This is a genomic window from Lewinella sp., assembly GCF_050633125.1.
Taxonomy (GTDB): Bacteria; Bacteroidota; Bacteroidia; order Chitinophagales; family Saprospiraceae; genus Lewinella.
In genome coordinates this window covers 193,704-211,408 of the sequence record NZ_JBOEFX010000018.1, presented here as the reverse complement: position 1 = coordinate 211,408, position 17,705 = coordinate 193,704, and the positions used below count along the sequence as shown (strand labels likewise).

12 protein-coding genes are annotated in these 17,705 nt (G+C 42.3%); 4 read left to right on the top strand and 8 right to left on the bottom strand.

Features of this window, described 5'->3' with window-relative positions:
• Nucleotide 1: 1 nt before the first annotated feature.
• The gene (locus ACRBG0_RS04835; RefSeq protein WP_431485777.1) at nucleotides 2-640 is read right to left on the bottom strand and encodes a class II aldolase/adducin family protein; all 639 of its coding nucleotides are present in this window, start codon (nucleotides 638-640) and stop codon (nucleotides 2-4) included.
• 296 nt (nucleotides 641-936) lie between these two features.
• Between ACRBG0_RS04835 and ACRBG0_RS04830 the strand changes: the two genes are divergently transcribed.
• On the top strand, nucleotides 937-3,330 hold the full coding sequence (locus ACRBG0_RS04830; RefSeq protein WP_431485776.1) for a WD40 repeat domain-containing protein: 2,394 nt from the start codon (nucleotides 937-939) through the stop codon (nucleotides 3,328-3,330).
• Nucleotides 3,331-3,504: 174 nt separating this feature from the next.
• Nucleotides 3,505-3,948 (top strand): GNAT family N-acetyltransferase, encoded by a 444-nt coding sequence (locus tag ACRBG0_RS04825; protein ID WP_431485775.1) that lies wholly within the window; start codon nucleotides 3,505-3,507, stop codon nucleotides 3,946-3,948.
• 263 nt (nucleotides 3,949-4,211) lie between these two features.
• On the opposite strand, the gene ACRBG0_RS04820 is transcribed toward ACRBG0_RS04825, so the two are convergent.
• The 4 genes from ACRBG0_RS04820 to ACRBG0_RS04805 all read right to left on the bottom strand — a co-directional run bounded on the left by ACRBG0_RS04820 (nucleotide 4,212) and on the right by ACRBG0_RS04805 (nucleotide 10,683).
• Nucleotides 4,212-5,540: a hypothetical protein gene (locus tag ACRBG0_RS04820; protein WP_431485774.1), complete on the bottom strand. Its 1,329-nt coding sequence runs from the start codon at nucleotides 5,538-5,540 to the stop codon at nucleotides 4,212-4,214.
• Between the two features lie 513 nt (nucleotides 5,541-6,053).
• Entirely contained in the window at nucleotides 6,054-7,157 is a 1,104-nt protein-coding gene (locus ACRBG0_RS04815; RefSeq protein ID WP_431485773.1) for a hypothetical protein, read from the bottom strand.
• Nucleotides 7,158-7,780: 623 nt separating this feature from the next.
• Nucleotides 7,781-8,521: a hypothetical protein gene (locus tag ACRBG0_RS04810; RefSeq protein ID WP_431485772.1), complete on the bottom strand. Its 741-nt coding sequence runs from the start codon at nucleotides 8,519-8,521 to the stop codon at nucleotides 7,781-7,783.
• Nucleotides 8,521-10,683, bottom strand: coding sequence for a M48 family metallopeptidase (locus ACRBG0_RS04805; RefSeq protein WP_431485771.1), 2,163 nt, complete (start codon nucleotides 10,681-10,683; stop codon nucleotides 8,521-8,523). The genes ACRBG0_RS04810 and ACRBG0_RS04805 overlap by 1 nt, the downstream gene beginning before the upstream one ends.
• Before the next feature lie 114 nt (nucleotides 10,684-10,797).
• Between ACRBG0_RS04805 and ACRBG0_RS04800 the strand changes: the two genes are divergently transcribed.
• Both ACRBG0_RS04800 and ACRBG0_RS04795 read left to right on the top strand, forming a co-directional pair.
• Nucleotides 10,798-12,612 (top strand): FG-GAP-like repeat-containing protein, encoded by a 1,815-nt coding sequence (locus ACRBG0_RS04800; protein ID WP_431485770.1) that lies wholly within the window; start codon nucleotides 10,798-10,800, stop codon nucleotides 12,610-12,612.
• 10 nt (nucleotides 12,613-12,622) lie between these two features.
• Nucleotides 12,623-14,392: a hypothetical protein gene (locus ACRBG0_RS04795; RefSeq protein WP_431485769.1), complete on the top strand. Its 1,770-nt coding sequence runs from the start codon at nucleotides 12,623-12,625 to the stop codon at nucleotides 14,390-14,392.
• A gap of 21 nt (nucleotides 14,393-14,413) precedes the next feature.
• Here ACRBG0_RS04795 and mtnA read toward each other — a convergent pair whose 3' ends face one another.
• The 3 genes from mtnA to ACRBG0_RS04780 are packed head-to-tail and all read right to left on the bottom strand — an operon-like array spanning nucleotide 14,414 to nucleotide 17,615.
• Nucleotides 14,414-15,511 (bottom strand): S-methyl-5-thioribose-1-phosphate isomerase, encoded by a 1,098-nt coding sequence (gene mtnA, locus ACRBG0_RS04790; protein WP_431485768.1) that lies wholly within the window; start codon nucleotides 15,509-15,511, stop codon nucleotides 14,414-14,416.
• An 8-nt stretch (nucleotides 15,512-15,519) separates the two neighbouring features.
• A complete protein-coding gene (locus tag ACRBG0_RS04785) occupies nucleotides 15,520-16,968 on the bottom strand; it encodes a TrkH family potassium uptake protein (RefSeq protein WP_431485767.1) in 1,449 nt (482 codons plus the stop codon).
• On the bottom strand, nucleotides 16,965-17,615 hold the full coding sequence (locus ACRBG0_RS04780) for a hypothetical protein (protein WP_431485766.1): 651 nt from the start codon (nucleotides 17,613-17,615) through the stop codon (nucleotides 16,965-16,967). The genes ACRBG0_RS04785 and ACRBG0_RS04780 overlap by 4 nt, the downstream gene beginning before the upstream one ends.
• Between the last annotated feature and the right edge of the window lie 90 nt (nucleotides 17,616-17,705).

Here is a 17,705-nt window from a genome sequence, read left to right as displayed (position 1 = left end):
TTCATGCAGTTACACCAGAAAAAGAGCGATCTCTATTCCCTCTAACCAATACCCCAAACGCCTCTTCCAAATCTTTGCCAAAAGCGAAAATACCCTCTTCATGTCCTTCCATAACAAAGAGTCTTCGTGTGGGTAGATCAGTGGTTTCAAGAAGATGAGCAATACCAGCCACCATTTCAGGAGACCCGTAAGGCGCATCAGCAGGGGTGGTAGGTACTTTATGCAAAAGGTGTTGCCATAATCCCAAATGGTGAATATGGATAACACCATTCACCCAAGGGAGCTGCTCGTAGATCACTGCGTGGCTCATACTTTCTGATGAAGCAAGTACGGGCCCGCTGCACCATAGCTTGTTTTCTGCAGCTGTCACTGCAGTCACTTTAGCCACTTGTTCAGGCCCCAGGATCGAGATGCTCCCCGTAGCAGAACCACTGATAAAAAATGCTTTCCCACCATCAATACGTTCCGAAATATTACCAAAACCTATTCCATCAGGGTACACGCCAATCCATTCTCGGTCATAGCACTTTTGGCGGTACTTCAACAAGTCATGAAATCCACTTACAGAAAAGGCTTGTGTTTTTGTCCAAATCGGCTGAAATTTTATATACCCTTCATCCATTATTCTTATTTTAGCCATATAATTAATAAATCTAAGGCCCTTTTGAAATAAATGAGCAGAAAATTTCATTTCAGAAGAGACCTTAGATTACGCAAAAAAAAGTTAAGCCTCAGTTAGCTTCGCTGATTCTGCGAGGTCTCTGAGTTCTCCAAATAGCCAACACGCTTTAAATAAACCACTTAGCCGTCTATTTGAAAAACGAAGCCTCAACTTATTTTTGTGTTGTCTCTTATTCTTTCTTAACACAAGGAGTATCTCATTTACATACTTTTCGCCGACCTGCTCCTTTTTATTTGTCAAGCAATTAAACCAACATGTTGAAAAAAACCTTATTAGCTCTTAGCTTAAGTCTCTTTTTTGTTCAGGCTTACGCACAGCCTTTAGCATTACAAATAGAACAACTCAAAACACAAGTAAAGAAGGCAGCAGAAAACGATGGAAGATCTAAAGCGCTAGGCTTAGCGTTATTAGGGTACGACTTCCTTGCCGCTGATAATGCTGACCTCCAGCGTCTCCTTTATGAAACTTATTACTCGACCTCTGAGTACGATATGTATGAAGGCGACTACACCGAAAACACCTTTAATGATGCAGAATGGTCGCCCAATGGCAATCAAATAGTAGCAGCTATGGCCGGTGGAAATATCCGCTTGTATGAGGCTAGTTCGACAGGGAAATTTGAAGAATTCCCTGTAGTTTTTGGAGGAGATGTTCTTGCCCTTAACTGGTCCCCCGATGGGAAAAATATTGCCTTTGGTACAACTGACGGTATTTTAGGAATTTTCAACATCAGCACCCGGGAAATAACCCAACAATGGCAGCACGATGATTATCTCCGCGCCGTTGCCTGGTCGCCTGACGGAAGCAAATTGGCCGCTGGAGGTGATGAAAACATCATCTTTATTTACGATGTAAACTCTACGGAACAGTTACGAAGTTTTTCTTCGCATACTGACTGGATTAGAAATATCTCTTGGTCCGCTGATGGAAAAATGGTCGCAGCTGCTAGTGATGATACAACGGTTACGGTTTGGTCTGTCACGGAAGGAAACCTTATTAAAACACATCGCTCTCATGATGATTATTGCCGTGATGCTGCTTTTGCCCCATCGGGCAATGCACTGGTGAGTTGCTCAGATGACCTGAACATCTATCTTTACGACCCAGCCACTGACAACATTCCAGATCGTAGTTTCACAGGCCACGAAAACTGGGTAATGGGCCTTGATTGGTCACCTAATGGAAAGATGTTGGCTACCGCTGATAATAGCGGTACTATCATCATTCATACTATTCGTAGTGGGGATCAGATGTTTTTCAACTCTGTTGAGCCAGAGACCTCATGGGCCGATGTCGACTATGCCCCTAAAGGAGATCGTTTTTTGGCGATCAGTGCCTACGAGTTAGCTATTTATGAATTAGGAACATCAGCACCTATTGCCCGCCTTATGCCAGATGGCAATATGGGGCAGTCTTCTGACGGCATCAACAATCCGCTGGAAACTTTATTGGCCAGCTTGCTACCTACCGCTTTCCAGTTGCACTCATCACCCTCTGGTGATTACCTCGGGATTATTGATGCGGAATATAACTTACAAGTTGTTGACATGGAGGCTGGCAACTCCGTATTCACTATCAACGAACACAGCGATTGGATTCGCAATATCGCCTGGTCCGCTGACGGCAACCTCATCGCTACTGCATCTGATGATCAAATGGTAGGTATCTGGGATGCACACACTGGTGAAATGCAACACTTCCTGAGCGGCCATACGGACTGGGTACGTGATGTTGACTTTTCGCCGGATGGCAAAGTGCTTGTATCTGCTGGCGATGATGGCTTACTGCGTTTTTGGGATACAGCTACTGGCGATGAACTGGGTACAACCGAAAATATAGGCTCTTATTTACTTGCCGTAAAATGGTCACCCGACCAACGCTATCTTGCTGCCCAAAGTTCTGAAGAATACCTTTTCCTCTGGGATGCCAACAACAATGAACTCCTTTTCACTAGTGGTGAGCCAACCCTGCCAGGTTCTATGAATTGGACTGGTGACCAACAACTCCAGGTACAGAACAGAGATGGTAGTCTCATGCAGTGGGCACCTACCACCGGGCTAGCGTCCATCGACAACGTTTCGGGCTTGGAAGCAAATAACAATAGTGGTACAACAGCAAAAGTAAAAGGTGCCTACATTACGCTTTCTGGTAAATCCAGTGGGCTTCTGCAAGGGCACGAAGCCCAAGTTGTCAGCCTGGAATGGTCACCTGACCAACAATATCTTATTTCTCAAGGTGCCGATGGCAATATGGGTATCTGGGATGTTAGCAAGCAGCAACTAATCGCCTTATTGCCCATTACGGATGGTTCTCCCAAATCGCTGGTATGGTCTACCGAAGGAAACGGATTCTATCTGCCTGGTGCTCCTGGCAAGGTACTTCTTCCTCCTTCTGAGCTACGTAAAAACATTGCCACAGAACAATACGAGAACCTCTTTTCAGAGAACGATGTGCTGCGTTACCAGCTGGAAAAGATTTTCCTTAATGATGCGGCTACCGCTACAAAACTTAAAGCAGGTGGTGATTCTGGAATACTGACGGCCATTGCCAATTACTATGAAACCCGGGCAGCGGCTCAGGTGGATACAGCAGCCAAAGCTGCCGACGAAAAAATGGCCAAAGCTTTTTCTGCGGCGGCGGGAGAGTAATTAATGTGAGGTTTGCCTCACGGTACTAGGTCTAGGGACTTTGTTAACCTCAACACGAGGTAGCCCGTCTCTTTCTACGAGCTTTCCCTGAAAGTTCCCTTAATATTTTCAATCAATGGTCTCCCCAATTTTGCAAATCGTAAAGTTGGGGAGATTCATTTTAATATACTTGTAATGATTCGATCCGCTACTTTATCCGACCTCTCTGCATTGGCCAATCTTTTTGACCAATACCGTGTCTTCTATCGCAAAGATTCCGATATACCTGCTGCTGAACAGTTTTTGAAGGATAGGCTTACTTTGGGGGATTCCGTTATTTATGTGGCCGAAATAGCAGGAGAACTGGTGGGGTTCACTCAGCTTTATCCTATTTTTTCTTCTACCCGCATGCGCCGCCTGTGGTTGCTCAATGATCTTTTTGTGCACCCGGCACAGCGCGGCCAGGGTCTTTCTCTCCAGTTGCTTGATCAAACTAAGAAACATTGCCGCGAAACCAGGGCTTGTGGCGTGATGTTAGAAACAGAAAAGAGCAATACCATTGGTAATCGCCTCTACCCACGGGCTGGCTTTCAGCAGAATGAAGGGAGTAATTTTTATGAGTGGACGAATAATGAGTAGAAAATTACTCGACAAACAAGCTCTTAGTCTATTTGAATGAAGGCATTTTCTAATGCTCCTTTAAAATCTTTCGGCTTATCAACATGTAACCCCAGTACTTTAAAATGCTTCCTCATCCCATAGAAACCAGCTAATTCACATTCTCTATTCAAGTGAAAATCACATTATGGCTTTCCATTTGCGCCAATGAGCAACAGTTGAAGAGGAATACCGGGCTATGTAATTGCCTCTTGTAGAGCGTCAAGGGACTTTCTAAACGACGTTTAATATTCGTAGCCCCTATAGATTACTCCGTCCCCTGCTAGCCACTGACTATAAGGTAAATAACTATCATCTTCTTTAAAAAGATACTTAAACCAACCTTGATCAGTAAAATAATTATTGACTTCTTCTTCTCCTAAACTACTTATCTCGAAATCAGCTGTGGATATATCAGCTGGAACGACCAGTGATAAGCAATCCCTTATTTCTGGCAGCTTATAATGTTCCCCGATACGACCTTCTATGCTCCATAGAATTTCAATTGCTCTTGATTGCTGCGAGTCTACCCCTGAATAAATCCATTTGGATTTAAAGAAAGTATTTTGGTCAGTACTCTCAACTTGAAAATCCATTAAGTTGTTACCTTGAAAGTTTACATCAATTGGTGCGGTCAAAAAACTTGCTGGAATCTCACTTCCTGATCTTAATAATTGGTGAATCTCATTTCCTCTTCTTAGTCGGATGGAAGAATAATAGTTATTAAAACCATAATCCATGAGAAGGTACTCATTATCAGCAATTCCTGTATCTGCCCCATAGTGTTTTATTGTCCATGATTCCCCCAGCCACCAAGTATTAAACCCTTCCGTATCTCTACCTGCGATTACTGCCGCCACATCGACATCAGGTTCTACTTCAATTGATTCTAAGCTCATTGGGATAAATTCATTGATATTCAAATCAATGTCCGTAGCTTCTCCTTCTTCATACTGAAGGACGAAACCTTTCCAAATATTTGAATTTTCCTCCTTCACCTGAAGGATGATCTTTTCTGACGGATAACTTGTGTATAGGAATATATTTTGCAAAAATTCCTGAGATGGATTTACCGTGCGATAAGGAGACGGGTGCCCGGGTTGAATAATGTTTAGATATTTTATTGCTGATGTTCCGGTCGTAATCGATATGGCTAACGCCTGAGGTGTAACATTAACTACTGGCTCGGGCTCCACTGAAAATTTCCAATTTTCACTATTGCCGACTTCTATATCTAAAAAGGAATTTATTAGTAGACGATCAGTATTCTGGTCAGATGAATTTGATTGCAACCAAAACAGGTTAAAAACTTCCCCATCACTCCCCAAGAATTCATATTCAACAATTTCGTCTTGTTCTATTTTTTTGATGAAAATGATTTCGCCATTACTTCTGGACAGCAATAAAGCTTCTTGATGGTTTTCGTCACTAATTGATGTGCGATTTGCAATCTCCAAAGTCAAATTCTTTACTATTGAAGGCTGTATTAAAGCTTCATCATCTTCGCAGCATCCAGAAGCAATTAATAGGGTGATAACAAACAATAATCCTAAAATGCTAATCTTGGTGTTCATTATTCAGAGATTTTATAAGCGTTAAAAAGCGCTCCTCAAATTAATAAAAAATAATAACTCGCTGATGAATTATGCTATCCTGATAAATCCCCAGACTTACTCAATAACCGTGAATAATCTTACTACAGATTAAACTTTTCATTTATGAAAAAACAAGAAATAAGCAAGCTCAATAAGCTGGCAATTCGTACACCAAAAACTCTAACCGTTTATCCGTCGAGAGAAGTTCTTCATGCCTAAATCCTCCAGTAATCTCACTCGTATAGTAAAATTCAATCCGCTGTCCATCTATGCCTTTCCTAAGTACTTTACGGAGAACTCTGGCAGAACGACGTGTGTAGCGAAGCGGAGTATGTGAGTGCTAGCAAAGGGGGCCAGTTCCTTTCTCACCTTTTCCTTAAGATAGCGGCTTTTCAGTCCTCTTGCATCTGCAGCGCAACCAAGCACAGCGAGCAGCTCTATCGACAAGTCACGTTGCATAATTGGTACTCCTTTTATATATGACCTATTCCCTTATTCGTGCAGGCCAAGCTTACCTTCTAAGGTCCAATTTTCACCATCAGATGATCTATAGTATTGAACGTTTTTTGGAATACAATAATATCCAATATCAGTCCTGACTTGCGCATCCTTAAAAAAGCCAGGATTTGCAGTAGATTCTATAAAGGAACCAATATCTCTCTTAGGGAATGATGACTTAGAAAGAAAGGCCAAATTGGGAACTTGAGTTAGATCTGAATCATCTGGATATGTGATTTCGTACTTCCTAAAAACATGTGTGAATTCCTGAGGATCAAGTTGTTCACTCGATAAATACTCTACCACTCTATTTTTATTATCAAAAGTGAATGAGGCTAATTCCAAATAAAATCCGTCTTCGTAGGGAACTCTTTTCTCAATATTAAAGGTGCTGTTTGGCTGATTAGTAATAATACACTTTGCACCACTTTCCGCAGTCCTATGGACTTCGTAGGGCAAAGTATCATTATCGTGATAGAAGTATCTTATAGCATCACTATCCTTAGTTTCGAATCCTTTCCCGTAGCGAAGACTGACAGTCTTGACAATCGCCGTTTCCTTCCTGCCTAAATCATCATAATTATAACTAATTATTGTTTCTCTTCGGTATTTGGAAACAGGTTCAAAGTCTTTGAAATGTAGCTCTTTTAGCAACTCTCCCGAATAAGTGTACTCTTCAGTAGAAAACAACTCAAAAGTGTCATAATTCATTTTGTAAGTTTCAATCTCATGTACTTTCCCATTCTCATTGAAACTTATCAAAATCTGTTCCTTCATAATTCCATTAAACCAATATGTTACTCGCTTGGTGCCCACCGAGTCATAAATGACTTCTTTGCGCCGATCTCCTTTTAAGTCCTCACAGACAAATGAGCTGTTTTCTGGAGAGTGGATAACCCTAAATTTGACAATTGTATCATCTCTAACGTCCTGAGTCATTGGAACATTGGTAACGTAACTAAAGGTGTCAATTCTTTCTTCAATTATGATATTAGGTGCATCCAATTGTTCTTGAGCAATCGTGTTTGTTTTCCTACTAACCTGACAAGCTACTAGCGTCACTAAAAGTAGTAGTGAAATAAATTTAAAGGGGTTCATTTCGCGATCTTTATTGTATTAAATTAACTGAACTACCTATATCAGTGAACTACCAAATACTCCGATCCAGGCCTGCCTTGACTAACGATCACTTCTTGGAAAGGCTCATCCGCAAAGCATTTTTTAGAAAGTGATATTTCGAGCACATTTGGGTTATCTGACTAGGAGCGCAGATCAAACACACTCAAAAAAGTAAAATATCCCATAAAACACACTTATTTGATTACATAAAAATGATATAATATTCGCTTTTGGGATGATACCCATACTTAAATCATGCTGTACTCTAAAGATGTTTACTATCAAATGAACGATAGTGAGAATAATAGCTTTGCGATTGTGCAGATATACATAAGGCCATGTTTAATGATAGTATCAATAGAGTCGCTGTTGGGAATTTATTAGCTGGCATTTTATTTTTAAATTCCGAATCTGACATTTTTTTTTGTTTTAAAAACCTCATTGTCAAATATTTACGCTTTAAACAAAACTAAAAATTAATTATCCGGCCGCTACTTAGTTTATCACTTGCTTTGTCATCAGCGAAGGCCAGCGGAAGTTCGGTTCACCAATGACGTACCAACTATAAAATAAATTTTCATCTACAAAGCTCCCTGAATACACTACTTTAACCAGCCGTAGCCAATGGTTAGGTGAGCGAATACTCCGTTATAAGCTTCCGTTCCATCATAAAAGGTAGCCGTTTCAGAACGCCTAGCTGACAACAACAAAGGTTCTGAAAAAACAAGCGACCGCAATCCTAAATCAAGATTAATACTAACTGTGTGTTTATCGTTTATTATCCTCCGTTTTCCCACAGAAACGGCTACTGCAAGAAATTCTTCTTGAAGGTAGCCTTCTACCAATTTGTATGCTGCCCGTTCCACTCCCGTAAATCGTTCACCTAAGGTTAAGTTACGAACAGGTCGTGCCATGGTTTGACCATAAATGAGTTTATAACCTATAAAACTTCCAATCGGTGCTAGTGCAGGTGTGCCATGGTTCCGTATCCGATAATACCCCAACTGTATTGTTTTGGTTTCTATTAAATAGCGTAGTGCTGGTTGCCCTGGAAATGATTCTAATATTTCCGCATCTTCAAGTAGAAAACGATAATCGGCTTGCATCGACAGAAAATTATGTCGACCAATCACCCAGTTGGCTGATACCCGTGGCAATGGTTGAAGTATCCGAAATAGACCGTCATTAGCATCTTGGTTTCCACCACTTATCAAAGATGAAAAGTTCACCCCTAGCTCTGCTTCAAAGAACCAGCGCTTGCCTAGATAACCTGGCACTTGAGCATTCATCTGGATACTCATTAAGCAGACTAGCACAATCATTGGCAAGATAGAATATCGCATTATTTATTGTTTTTTGAGAGTTTAGCAAAAGCATCATATAGCTGCGACTTCAAAAAACTATCATCTAGATAATAGTTGAAGTAATCCGCATTCAAAAGTTGTTTTTCGCCTGTTTCTACATTAATGATAATAACAAAAAACAAAGAGGATGCCTTTCCGAAAAAGCGGCTAATTAGTCCAGGGTTTCGGGATTGTGCTGATACAGCGCCTACTGTCATCAAATAAGGAGTTCCATAATTTTCAACAAACCTGGCTATACTTGCATCGTCATAACTATGCATTGGAAACTCATCTGCTGAAAACTGACTTGACATCCACTTTTCAGCAGCAATTATATCATTGAATACACTTGCGTTCTCGGCTTTCAGGTCATAGACATCCAACACCTGGGCACCTATGCCATGTAATCCTGCGGTATAGCTAATAATACCATTAAGTGCCTGGCGACGACTATAGCCTTCTTCAAAATTAAGTTCTGCATCTTTCCTTGTACCGTCGAGGTGAATGAAGACGGGGTTGATAACCACCACGTTTTTGAGGTCATCCCACGAAAAGGTCTTTTTTTGATTTCTTCGGAAAATTCCCCTTTCAGGTTGATTCTTGTTTTTTCGATCTTGCCCTAACTTAATCCCATTGCTCGCTAGCTCTCGAAAACTTGCCATTTGAAGTATGCTAGAGAAGACGAATGTCGACCAGTGCTGAGTACTATCTTGCCGCTGTTGACGGATGCGGTCAAGCTTAGAGGTTTTATTCAAGCTAACCGTATCAGTCACTTCGGTACTATTCTCCCTTGGTGTGTTAACAATCGAAAAAGTAGCCAAGGAATTCACATCATGAAAAAGGTATAGTTCTGAAAACAAATCTAAAATAATGTCTTGCAGGTTTATGTTGTCGGGGGTCTTTTTATACAACTCATAATTATAGGCAATGGCAATTAAGTTGAGTTCTCGATTTGTAAGCGTATCAATGAGGTGATGTAAAGCCTGCGATTGCCCCTCAATACTTTCTACCGATAGGCTATTGAGTTCATATTTTGCATTATTATTCCTGAATTTGCACAACCCGTATAAAGCCTTTCCTGTAATTTCCTTGGTAAAATCGCTTTCACCATACGTCTCATCCAGTAAAAAGCTGATATAGATAGCCTCTTTTAGATTCTGATCCTCAAGATGAACACGAGCTAAAGCCACCCGACTTTGTTGCTGTATTTTTCGAAACTCTTCTTCCGAAACCAAAAATTGTTTTTTATCACTCGATGGTAATCCTACAAGTCGGCTTTTCATCTGCTCGATGCGTTGTGATAATGCTGGATGAGTACTCTTTTGTTCATCTTCTTCCGCTGGATTGATTTCCTGAACTTGGAGCAAGCGGTAGCTATCAGGAATATTTATACTTCCAATTCGTAAAAAATCTAACTTAAAAGGAATTTCGTCAAAAGGCAGATAGGCATATCGAAGCACTTCAAAAACTCGATTCAACTCTTCATGCACATAATTGGTATTTAAGAAAAGAGATAGCCCTTTGTCATCTGCTTCAATTTCTTGTTCACGAGAGTAGCGTTTTTTTTCAAAATTGGCTAACTCAAATTGCTCTTCATTTAGTTTTCCACGCCTGAGGAATTGATCATCAATGCGTTTTTTCTCCATAAAGCCATCAACGGCATGCTCTTCATCAATATGAATAAGTTCATGAGCAAGGATTAGTGCCAACTGTGTTTCATTTTCAAGTTGCGCTAGCAAACCTATTGTTACAAAAATAACACCTTGATCTACCGCAAACGCATTCACATCTGAACTACGAACAACATAAACCCGAGCATCCTGTCGGGGGAAATCAGGGTTAGCTTGAAGAATTTCTTGAAGTACTTTGGTTAAGTAAGCTCCTATAGGGTCATTATAAACGACGTAACCACTTCGTAAATATTCATCAAAAAAATAGGTGCTCTCACTATAAAATTTAGCTTTCTCCTGATCGGCTTCATTTGCTAAATCCAGCCTTTTTTCTTCAATGATTTGTTTGTATTTTTCATTAGGAGGCTGTACAAATACCTCTGGCAATGTAGAGCTATTCAAAAGTCGATCTGTCTCTAGAGGTTGTGTGTGCGCTGAAAAGTAGAAGATAGAGCAAATAAAAACTACAAGCGCGTTTGTTAGACCATTCATGTAAGCGAGCACATTTATTCAAAATTTCCCCTAATTTATTAAAAAATACTAACTTTGTTACCATCACTTTCTTTTGTATTGAAAGTTGAATTTATACAAAACGAATTCTCTGACATGTTGCGCTCTATACTCATTGTAGTTATTATTTCTACTCTAAAAAGTCTGTTTTCCCAGCCTTTTGTAGAGGTTAGCATCTCGGTAGGTATTATAGGACAGCATTCTTACCAAATTGAGAACGACCCTATGCATTATCGGGTTTGTGCACCAAATGCGATGGCCGATATTGACCTTGATGGTGACTTCGACCTGTATTTGGATAATGGTGATGCCCAAGTCAATCAATTGTTCCTTAACCAAGGCGATGGAACTTTCATTGATATCGCCCAGCAAGCAGGAGTTGCACTTGCCAATTTCCCGGCAAGCAATGTATTTTTCTTTGATTATAACAATGACAATTACCCTGACCTTTTTGTCTCGGGCTTACCTGGCTACCCTTTGCGAATTTTTGCTAATAACCAGCAAATTGCGTTTGAGGAAATCGAAGTTTCCACTATTCTTGATTGCTCCTCGCCTATTTATTCCATGAGTGCTGGTGACCTCAATAAAGATGGTTATCTGGATTTATTTACTACACACTGGAATACACCAGACACAAGCCAACACCTCTGGATCAATCAAAAAGATGGTTCTTTCCGTGGTAGCGATAATGAATGGGGGTGGTACAATCCATTTGGTGCAACAGATTTTTCCTTTGCCGCTAACTTCGCAGATATCAATCAAGATGGCTGGCCGGACATCTTATTAAGTTCCGACTTCGGTACTTCACAGGTATGGCTAAATGATAGAGGCAGCAGGCTTCTTCACGTAACCGATATAGACGTAATTTCAGATGAAAATGGAATGGGTAATACTGTTGGTGATTATGATAACGATGGCGACCTCGATTGGTTTGTAACCGCTGTCTATGACTATGACGGTGTAACTGAAGGAAACTGGGGAAAGACCGGTAATCGACTCTATCAAAATGATGGATCAGGCAACTTTCACGAAATGAGTCAACAGGCAGGTGTCCGCAATGGTGCCTGGGGATGGGGTACCTCTTTTGCCGACTTTAATAATGATGGCTGGCTAGACATCATACACACGAATGGTTGGCCACAAGGTAGCGACCAGTTTTATCAAGACTCTGTTCGCCTCTTCATTTCTCAACAAGATGGTACATTTGAGGAAACCGCATGGGAACTTGGTTTGCAAGACACAAAGCAAGGGCGAGGCCTAAGTGTTTTTGATTATGAGAAAGATGGAGATTTAGATGTCTTTATCAGTAATTATCGTGATAGCCCAAGTCTTTGGCGTAATGATTTGAACAAGTCAAACAATACCAATTATCTTACGATTGGTTTTTCAGATATTCCCATTAATCAGGTTGTTGGTACGAAAATTACTGCCCATACCTCTTCCGGTAAACAATTGCGAGTTGTGAGTTGTGGTACCAATTATAATGCTCAAAATCCATTAGAAGTACATTTTGGCTTAGGCAGCGAAGTAGTAATTGATTCTCTTGTCGTGGAATGGCCCAACGGCCAGCAATATGTTTATTATCAATTAGCCGTAAATCAAAGGTTAATATTGCCCTCAATTGTTACTCCTATTAATGAAAGTGGAGCATTCATGGTCTATCCTAATCCATTCAGGGAAGAACTGAATATCTCTTTCGGACCAGATTTTGGAACTCCCTCAGCGCTCAACATTTACTCCACCGATGGGAAGCTTATCTGGCAAACCAAGCGTTTATTCTTTCTCCAGGATCGTTATTATGCGCAATGGCACTTAGCTTCGCAAGCTATTATTCTGCCAAGTGGTTTATATTATCTCGAAATCAAACAAGATGGAAAGCCGTCAAAGGTTCAAGCTATTCTTAAGCAATAATTTTAATACAATGAACAGAAGACATCTATTATTACTTCTGGTGATTATCTCTTGCGTTCCATTCTCTTGTGGTGAAGATGATGAAGCTAGTTTCCCCTCTGATTTTGGAGCTATTTACGTAACCGTAAAACAGGACAATACGCTTATACAAGGGGCAACAATAACCACCTTGCCTATTACCGATGTTTTTAATACAGATTTTTCAGGTTCTGCTATTCTCAGAGACCTGCCACCTGAAATTTATGAAGTAACAGCTACCCATCCAGACTATGGGACCGGCAAGGGTGCAGTTGCTGTCAACAGAGGTATTGTGACAGAGGTGGATATTGAGCTTATTCCAGGCATTTTCCCCAATCCTATCATTAATATCACTTCTCCTCTTAATGGTACAGAGCATGACCTAGAATTCCCTATCAATTTCCAGGCTTCTGTTAGTGATGACGAAGACCCAGTACAAACTCTTACTATCGAATGGCGCAGTAACATTGATGGTGTCTTTTCAACAATCCAACCCAACAGTTCAGGTGTAATTGAAGCTTCTTACAGTTCATTATCTGAAGGTGATCACCAAATACAAGTTATTGCTACGGATTCCGAAGGCAATATTGGTAGCGCTACAGTCAACATCTCCGTGCGCGATCTTCCCGATAGCGTTATCCTGCTACCTTTAGAAGGCATCAATACTGGTTTTGTCCTGAATTGGTCTGCTTATTCGGAAGTGAATTTTGACAGATATATTGTCTACAGATCCCAGAATCCGGCAGATAATTTCAGTCCAATTGCTAGTATTAATGATATTAATACCACCAGCTATAGTGATGCAGGTCTGATCGACGGTAATACCTATTACTACCGTATTGGTGTTAAATTATCAACGAATGAAGAACCACTTAGCAACATTCAAGGTGCGTTATTTCAGAGTCCTTCCATTTTCATTCCTAATCAAATTGAACGAATGAAAGCCGACCCGAACCGGCCATATTTATATGCCTTGGACAGGATCAACAATGCACTGATGTTTATTAGTACAACCTCTCTCGATATCACTAAAACAATTTTTGTAGGCTCCTCTCCTACTGATCTTGCTATCAGTCTTGATGGAGATGCCCTCTTCATTGCAAATTTTGGGAGTACCCAAATTATCGTTGTTGATTTGGAAACACAAGAGATTGATTATGACTTTTTTGTAAACACAAACATCGGCACCTGGGATGGCAACCCTTACCGGCTCGCCCCCTTGTCTAATAATCGGATGGCGTTCACAAGTGAAGATCAGTGGAATAACATCAAGGTGGTAAATGCAACCACAGGCGTAAATGTGTCTACATCAAGTCAAAGCATTTACGAACCAGGGCTCCTATCAACCGCTGACGGAACTGTACTCTATGCCGCAGAAAGAGGATCAACTGGAAGTAGTATCATTCGATATAACTTTAATGGCAGTACTTTACAGCAGGTAGATCAATCAGACAACTCAACCAATTTTGGAACACGCGATGCTTTTCTTACCGCCAATGAACAATACCTTTTCTATAACGGAAAAAAGATTCTTGCAAACAACCTCCAGTCTACCTTAGGCACTTTTGGAGGTCATATTTATGGAATCAACAGTGATGGCTCACTAGTTTTCGGAGAAGAACAATACTATGACGGGAACACCTTTGCTATAAAAGGAACCATGCCTGCCGAATCCCGAGTAATGGCAATGGCACCTGACGACAGTGTTTTATATTTATACGACATCATGAGCAGCAGGATTATTCTCTTTGTCCCGGACTAGTGATCAAAACCAGTTGTTGTCCTACCCCTCCCCTTCCGGAAACAAGCCCAACAACCCTTCCTCACTCGCAGCACAAATACCCCGCTCCGTAATGAGACCCGTGACCAGCCGAGCTGGCGTGACATCAAAGCCGTAATTGAGGCCCGGACTGGCGTCGGGCGTGAGTTGTACCCATTGGTTTTTGCCCTCTAACCTTCCCTGGATGTGAGTGACCTCTTCGCCGCCGCGTTCCTCGATGGGGATTTCGCGGAGGCCATCGCGGATGGTCCAGTCGATGGTGCTGGTGGGTAGGCCTACGTAAAAGGGAACACCATTGTCGTGGGCAGCCAGGGCCTTGAGGTAAGTGCCTATTTTATTGGCCACATCGCCCTGGCGGGTAGTACGGTCGGTACCGACGAAAACGACATCGACCATACCGTGCTGCATAAGGTGCCCTCCCAGGTTATCAACAATGACGGTGTGAGGGATACCCGCTGCGGCCAGTTCATAAGCCGTAAGGCGAGCGCCCTGATTGCGGGGGCGGGTTTCATCAACCCACACGTGAATGGGTAAGCCCTGTTCGTGAGCCAAATAGATCGGCGCAGTGGCGGTACCGTAGTCGATACAGGCTAATTTCCCGGCGTTGCAGTGCGTAAGAACATTAATGGTTTCACCGGGCTTGGTGGCTGCAATATCGCGCAATACTTCCAGGCCATGTTCTCCGATAGCGCGGCATTGGGCAGCGCTGGCGGTGGCAAAATCTTCGGCCGCTTGCCGCGCAACGGCTACGCGATCATGTGGGGCTGCCGCCCGGATACGTAGCTGAGAAGCTTCCAGTGCATTGAATAGATCGACCGCTGTGGGACGGGTATTTTGCAATTGGTCAACGACCTGAACCAGGTAATTGTCGAAATCAACTGCGCCCTGATATTCCAGCATCGCCAGATACAGGCCCCAGGCAGCTGTAGCACCAATCAAGGGTGCTCCGCGTACGTGCATCTCTTTGATCGCTGCTGCCGCTTGTGCCGTCGTCTTCAACGGTTCATGCACCAGCTCATGGGGCAAAGCCCTTTGGTCAATAATCCAGACTGTTGTGGGGTCTTGAGGGTCGAGCCAGATGGTTTTCAGATCAGGAGTCATTGTATATGCTAATTAGCTTTCCAAAAGTAAGGCGTAAACAATACTAAAATCGTAAATAACTCTAAGCGCCCAAGCAACATCAGGAAACTGAGTACTAATTTTATTTCACTTGACAACCAGGCAAAATTATCAACTGGGCCTACCTTCCCAATACCTGGGCCTACGTTACCTAAACAAGTTGCGACGGCTCCAATCGCCGTCATAAAGTCCAAGCCCATAGCAGCGAGCACCAGCGAACCCAAAACGAATAACGAGAGGTAGAGTAAAAGGAAAATGATAATATGAGTAATGATTCGCCCTTTGACGATGTCTCCGTTTAGCCGTAAAGGCACCACTGCTCTTGGGTGAATAATACGCTTGAACTCCAAGAGAGAGTTTTTGAAGAAGACCAAATGCCTAATAACCTTTATGCCTCCACTGGTGGACCCAGCACAAGCCCCCATAAACAGTAAAATAAAGAAGAAAAGTGTCAAACCTACAGACCAACTGGTGTAGTCGGCAGAAACGAAACCCGTCGTGGTAATCAATGATACGATTTGAAAACTACTGTCTCTGAAGGCTTGCTCCCAGCTGATATCGGCAGCGGCATGAACGGCCATTGTTACGACTAAGCTAAAAAACAAGACTACAAAAGTATAGGCCTTGAATTCATCACTGGACCATATTCTTCGCAACTTCCCCTTTAAACCAAAGTAGATAATAGTGTAATTGGTCCCCGCAAGGAACATGAAAAAACAAACTGTATATTGGATTGTCGGAGAGAAAGCAGCCATGCTGCTATTGCGTGTAGAGAAACCACCGGTAGCCATGGTCGTAAGTGCATGATTGACGGCCTCGTATGGCGACATGCCCTCTAAGAAAAGGATTATCGTAAGGACAAAAGTTAAACCAACATAAATTAACCAGAGCCGCTTGGCCGTTTCGCTAATCCTGGGGTGTAGTTTATCACTGGTAGGCCCTGGAGCCTCGGCGACAAACAGCTCTACACCACCAATCCCCAACAAAGGAAAGATCGCAACAGTCAGCACAATAATCCCCATTCCGCCGATCCACTGGGTGAGGCTTCGCCAGTATAAAATGCCTAGTGGCTGGGCTTCAATATCCGTAAGCACCGATGCACCGGTGGTGGTCATTCCGGAAACCGATTCAAAGATAGCTTCCGGGACCGTAGGGATAACGCCACTGAATAGGTAAGGTAACATTCCGAAAAGTACCATAACCAACCAACCTAGCGCCACAATCAAATAACCTTCTCTTTTCTTGACGGAGCGATCGTCTCCTAATTTTGGCAAACGCAACAAGCCGCCACAAAGCAGACATACCAGCCCTGACCAAACAAGCGGTTCCATGTCCTTGCTTTCGTAATACCAGGAAATGGGAATCCCTGTCCACATCAATAGTCCTATAATGAGTAAAAGTACCCCCAGGACACGGCTAATAATCCGATAATTGATCATATCAACACTTCTAAGTCTTCAAAGAAGTCATCTAATTCATCAAAGCTTTTTACGCCTACTTTTTCTTCTGCTGCACCCTGTACGCTGAACCCTTCCACTTTTATTTGTTCTAAAAACTGTGTAGGAGTGGTTCCTGCCAATGGTAGATCAACCAACAGAGGATACTGCTTTGCCCACGCCTCTAGCTGATCCACTCCAAAAGGTGTTCCATCTTGAATATCGGGCCAAGTGAGGCCGCCTTTATTAAATTGCAGCAAGAAGTAATCTACAGCATCCTTACGTTCCTCCATCAAAGCAGACAACTCTTCCCCCGTGATGTATGCCTCTACAACAATCTCCTGAATGATCTCTACCTTTCCTTTTAAGGCCTGCAAGTTCTCTAACGGCGTCAGCATTCCGAGCTGGACGGTCTCCAAACCAAGCACCTCTATCGCTGCTTCGACCTCTGGCAAAGTCGCTAAGCTGAACTCACCACAAATTTTCACCCCATCCACCCATTCCCTAAGGGCGGCAACCAACTGTAGGTCTACGGATTCTTCCGTTCCTGGAGATAGCATAAATCCGAGCCAATTCGTTTCCCAGGCGGCGAAATAGCGCGCATCAGTGAGGTGAGTAATGGCACTGGCTTTAACTTTGGTACTCAACATATTTATACGATTTGGAACTTCCATCCAATAAATGGCGCAAAGGTACATAATGACCAGTCGAAAGTATGCGCAAAAAATGTGATCTTTGAT

Excerpts from the sequence above, each read along its gene's own strand:
- ACRBG0_RS04835 (WP_431485777.1), bottom strand. The coding sequence starts at position 640 with ATGGCTAAAATAAGAATAATGGATGAAGGGTATATAAAATTTCAGCCG.
- ACRBG0_RS04830 (WP_431485776.1), top strand. The coding sequence starts at position 937 with ATGTTGAAAAAAACCTTATTAGCTCTTAGCTTAAGTCTCTTTTTTGTT.
- ACRBG0_RS04825 (WP_431485775.1), top strand. The coding sequence starts at position 3,505 with ATGATTCGATCCGCTACTTTATCCGACCTCTCTGCATTGGCCAATCTT.
- ACRBG0_RS04820 (WP_431485774.1), bottom strand. The coding sequence starts at position 5,540 with ATGAACACCAAGATTAGCATTTTAGGATTATTGTTTGTTATCACCCTA.
- ACRBG0_RS04815 (WP_431485773.1), bottom strand. The coding sequence starts at position 7,157 with ATGAACCCCTTTAAATTTATTTCACTACTACTTTTAGTGACGCTAGTA.
- ACRBG0_RS04810 (WP_431485772.1), bottom strand. The coding sequence starts at position 8,521 with ATGCGATATTCTATCTTGCCAATGATTGTGCTAGTCTGCTTAATGAGT.
- ACRBG0_RS04805 (WP_431485771.1), bottom strand. The coding sequence starts at position 10,683 with ATGAATGGTCTAACAAACGCGCTTGTAGTTTTTATTTGCTCTATCTTC.
- ACRBG0_RS04800 (WP_431485770.1), top strand. The coding sequence starts at position 10,798 with ATGTTGCGCTCTATACTCATTGTAGTTATTATTTCTACTCTAAAAAGT.
- ACRBG0_RS04795 (WP_431485769.1), top strand. The coding sequence starts at position 12,623 with ATGAACAGAAGACATCTATTATTACTTCTGGTGATTATCTCTTGCGTT.
- mtnA (WP_431485768.1), bottom strand. The coding sequence starts at position 15,511 with ATGACTCCTGATCTGAAAACCATCTGGCTCGACCCTCAAGACCCCACA.
- ACRBG0_RS04785 (WP_431485767.1), bottom strand. The coding sequence starts at position 16,968 with ATGATCAATTATCGGATTATTAGCCGTGTCCTGGGGGTACTTTTACTC.
- ACRBG0_RS04780 (WP_431485766.1), bottom strand. The coding sequence starts at position 17,615 with ATGTTGAGTACCAAAGTTAAAGCCAGTGCCATTACTCACCTCACTGAT.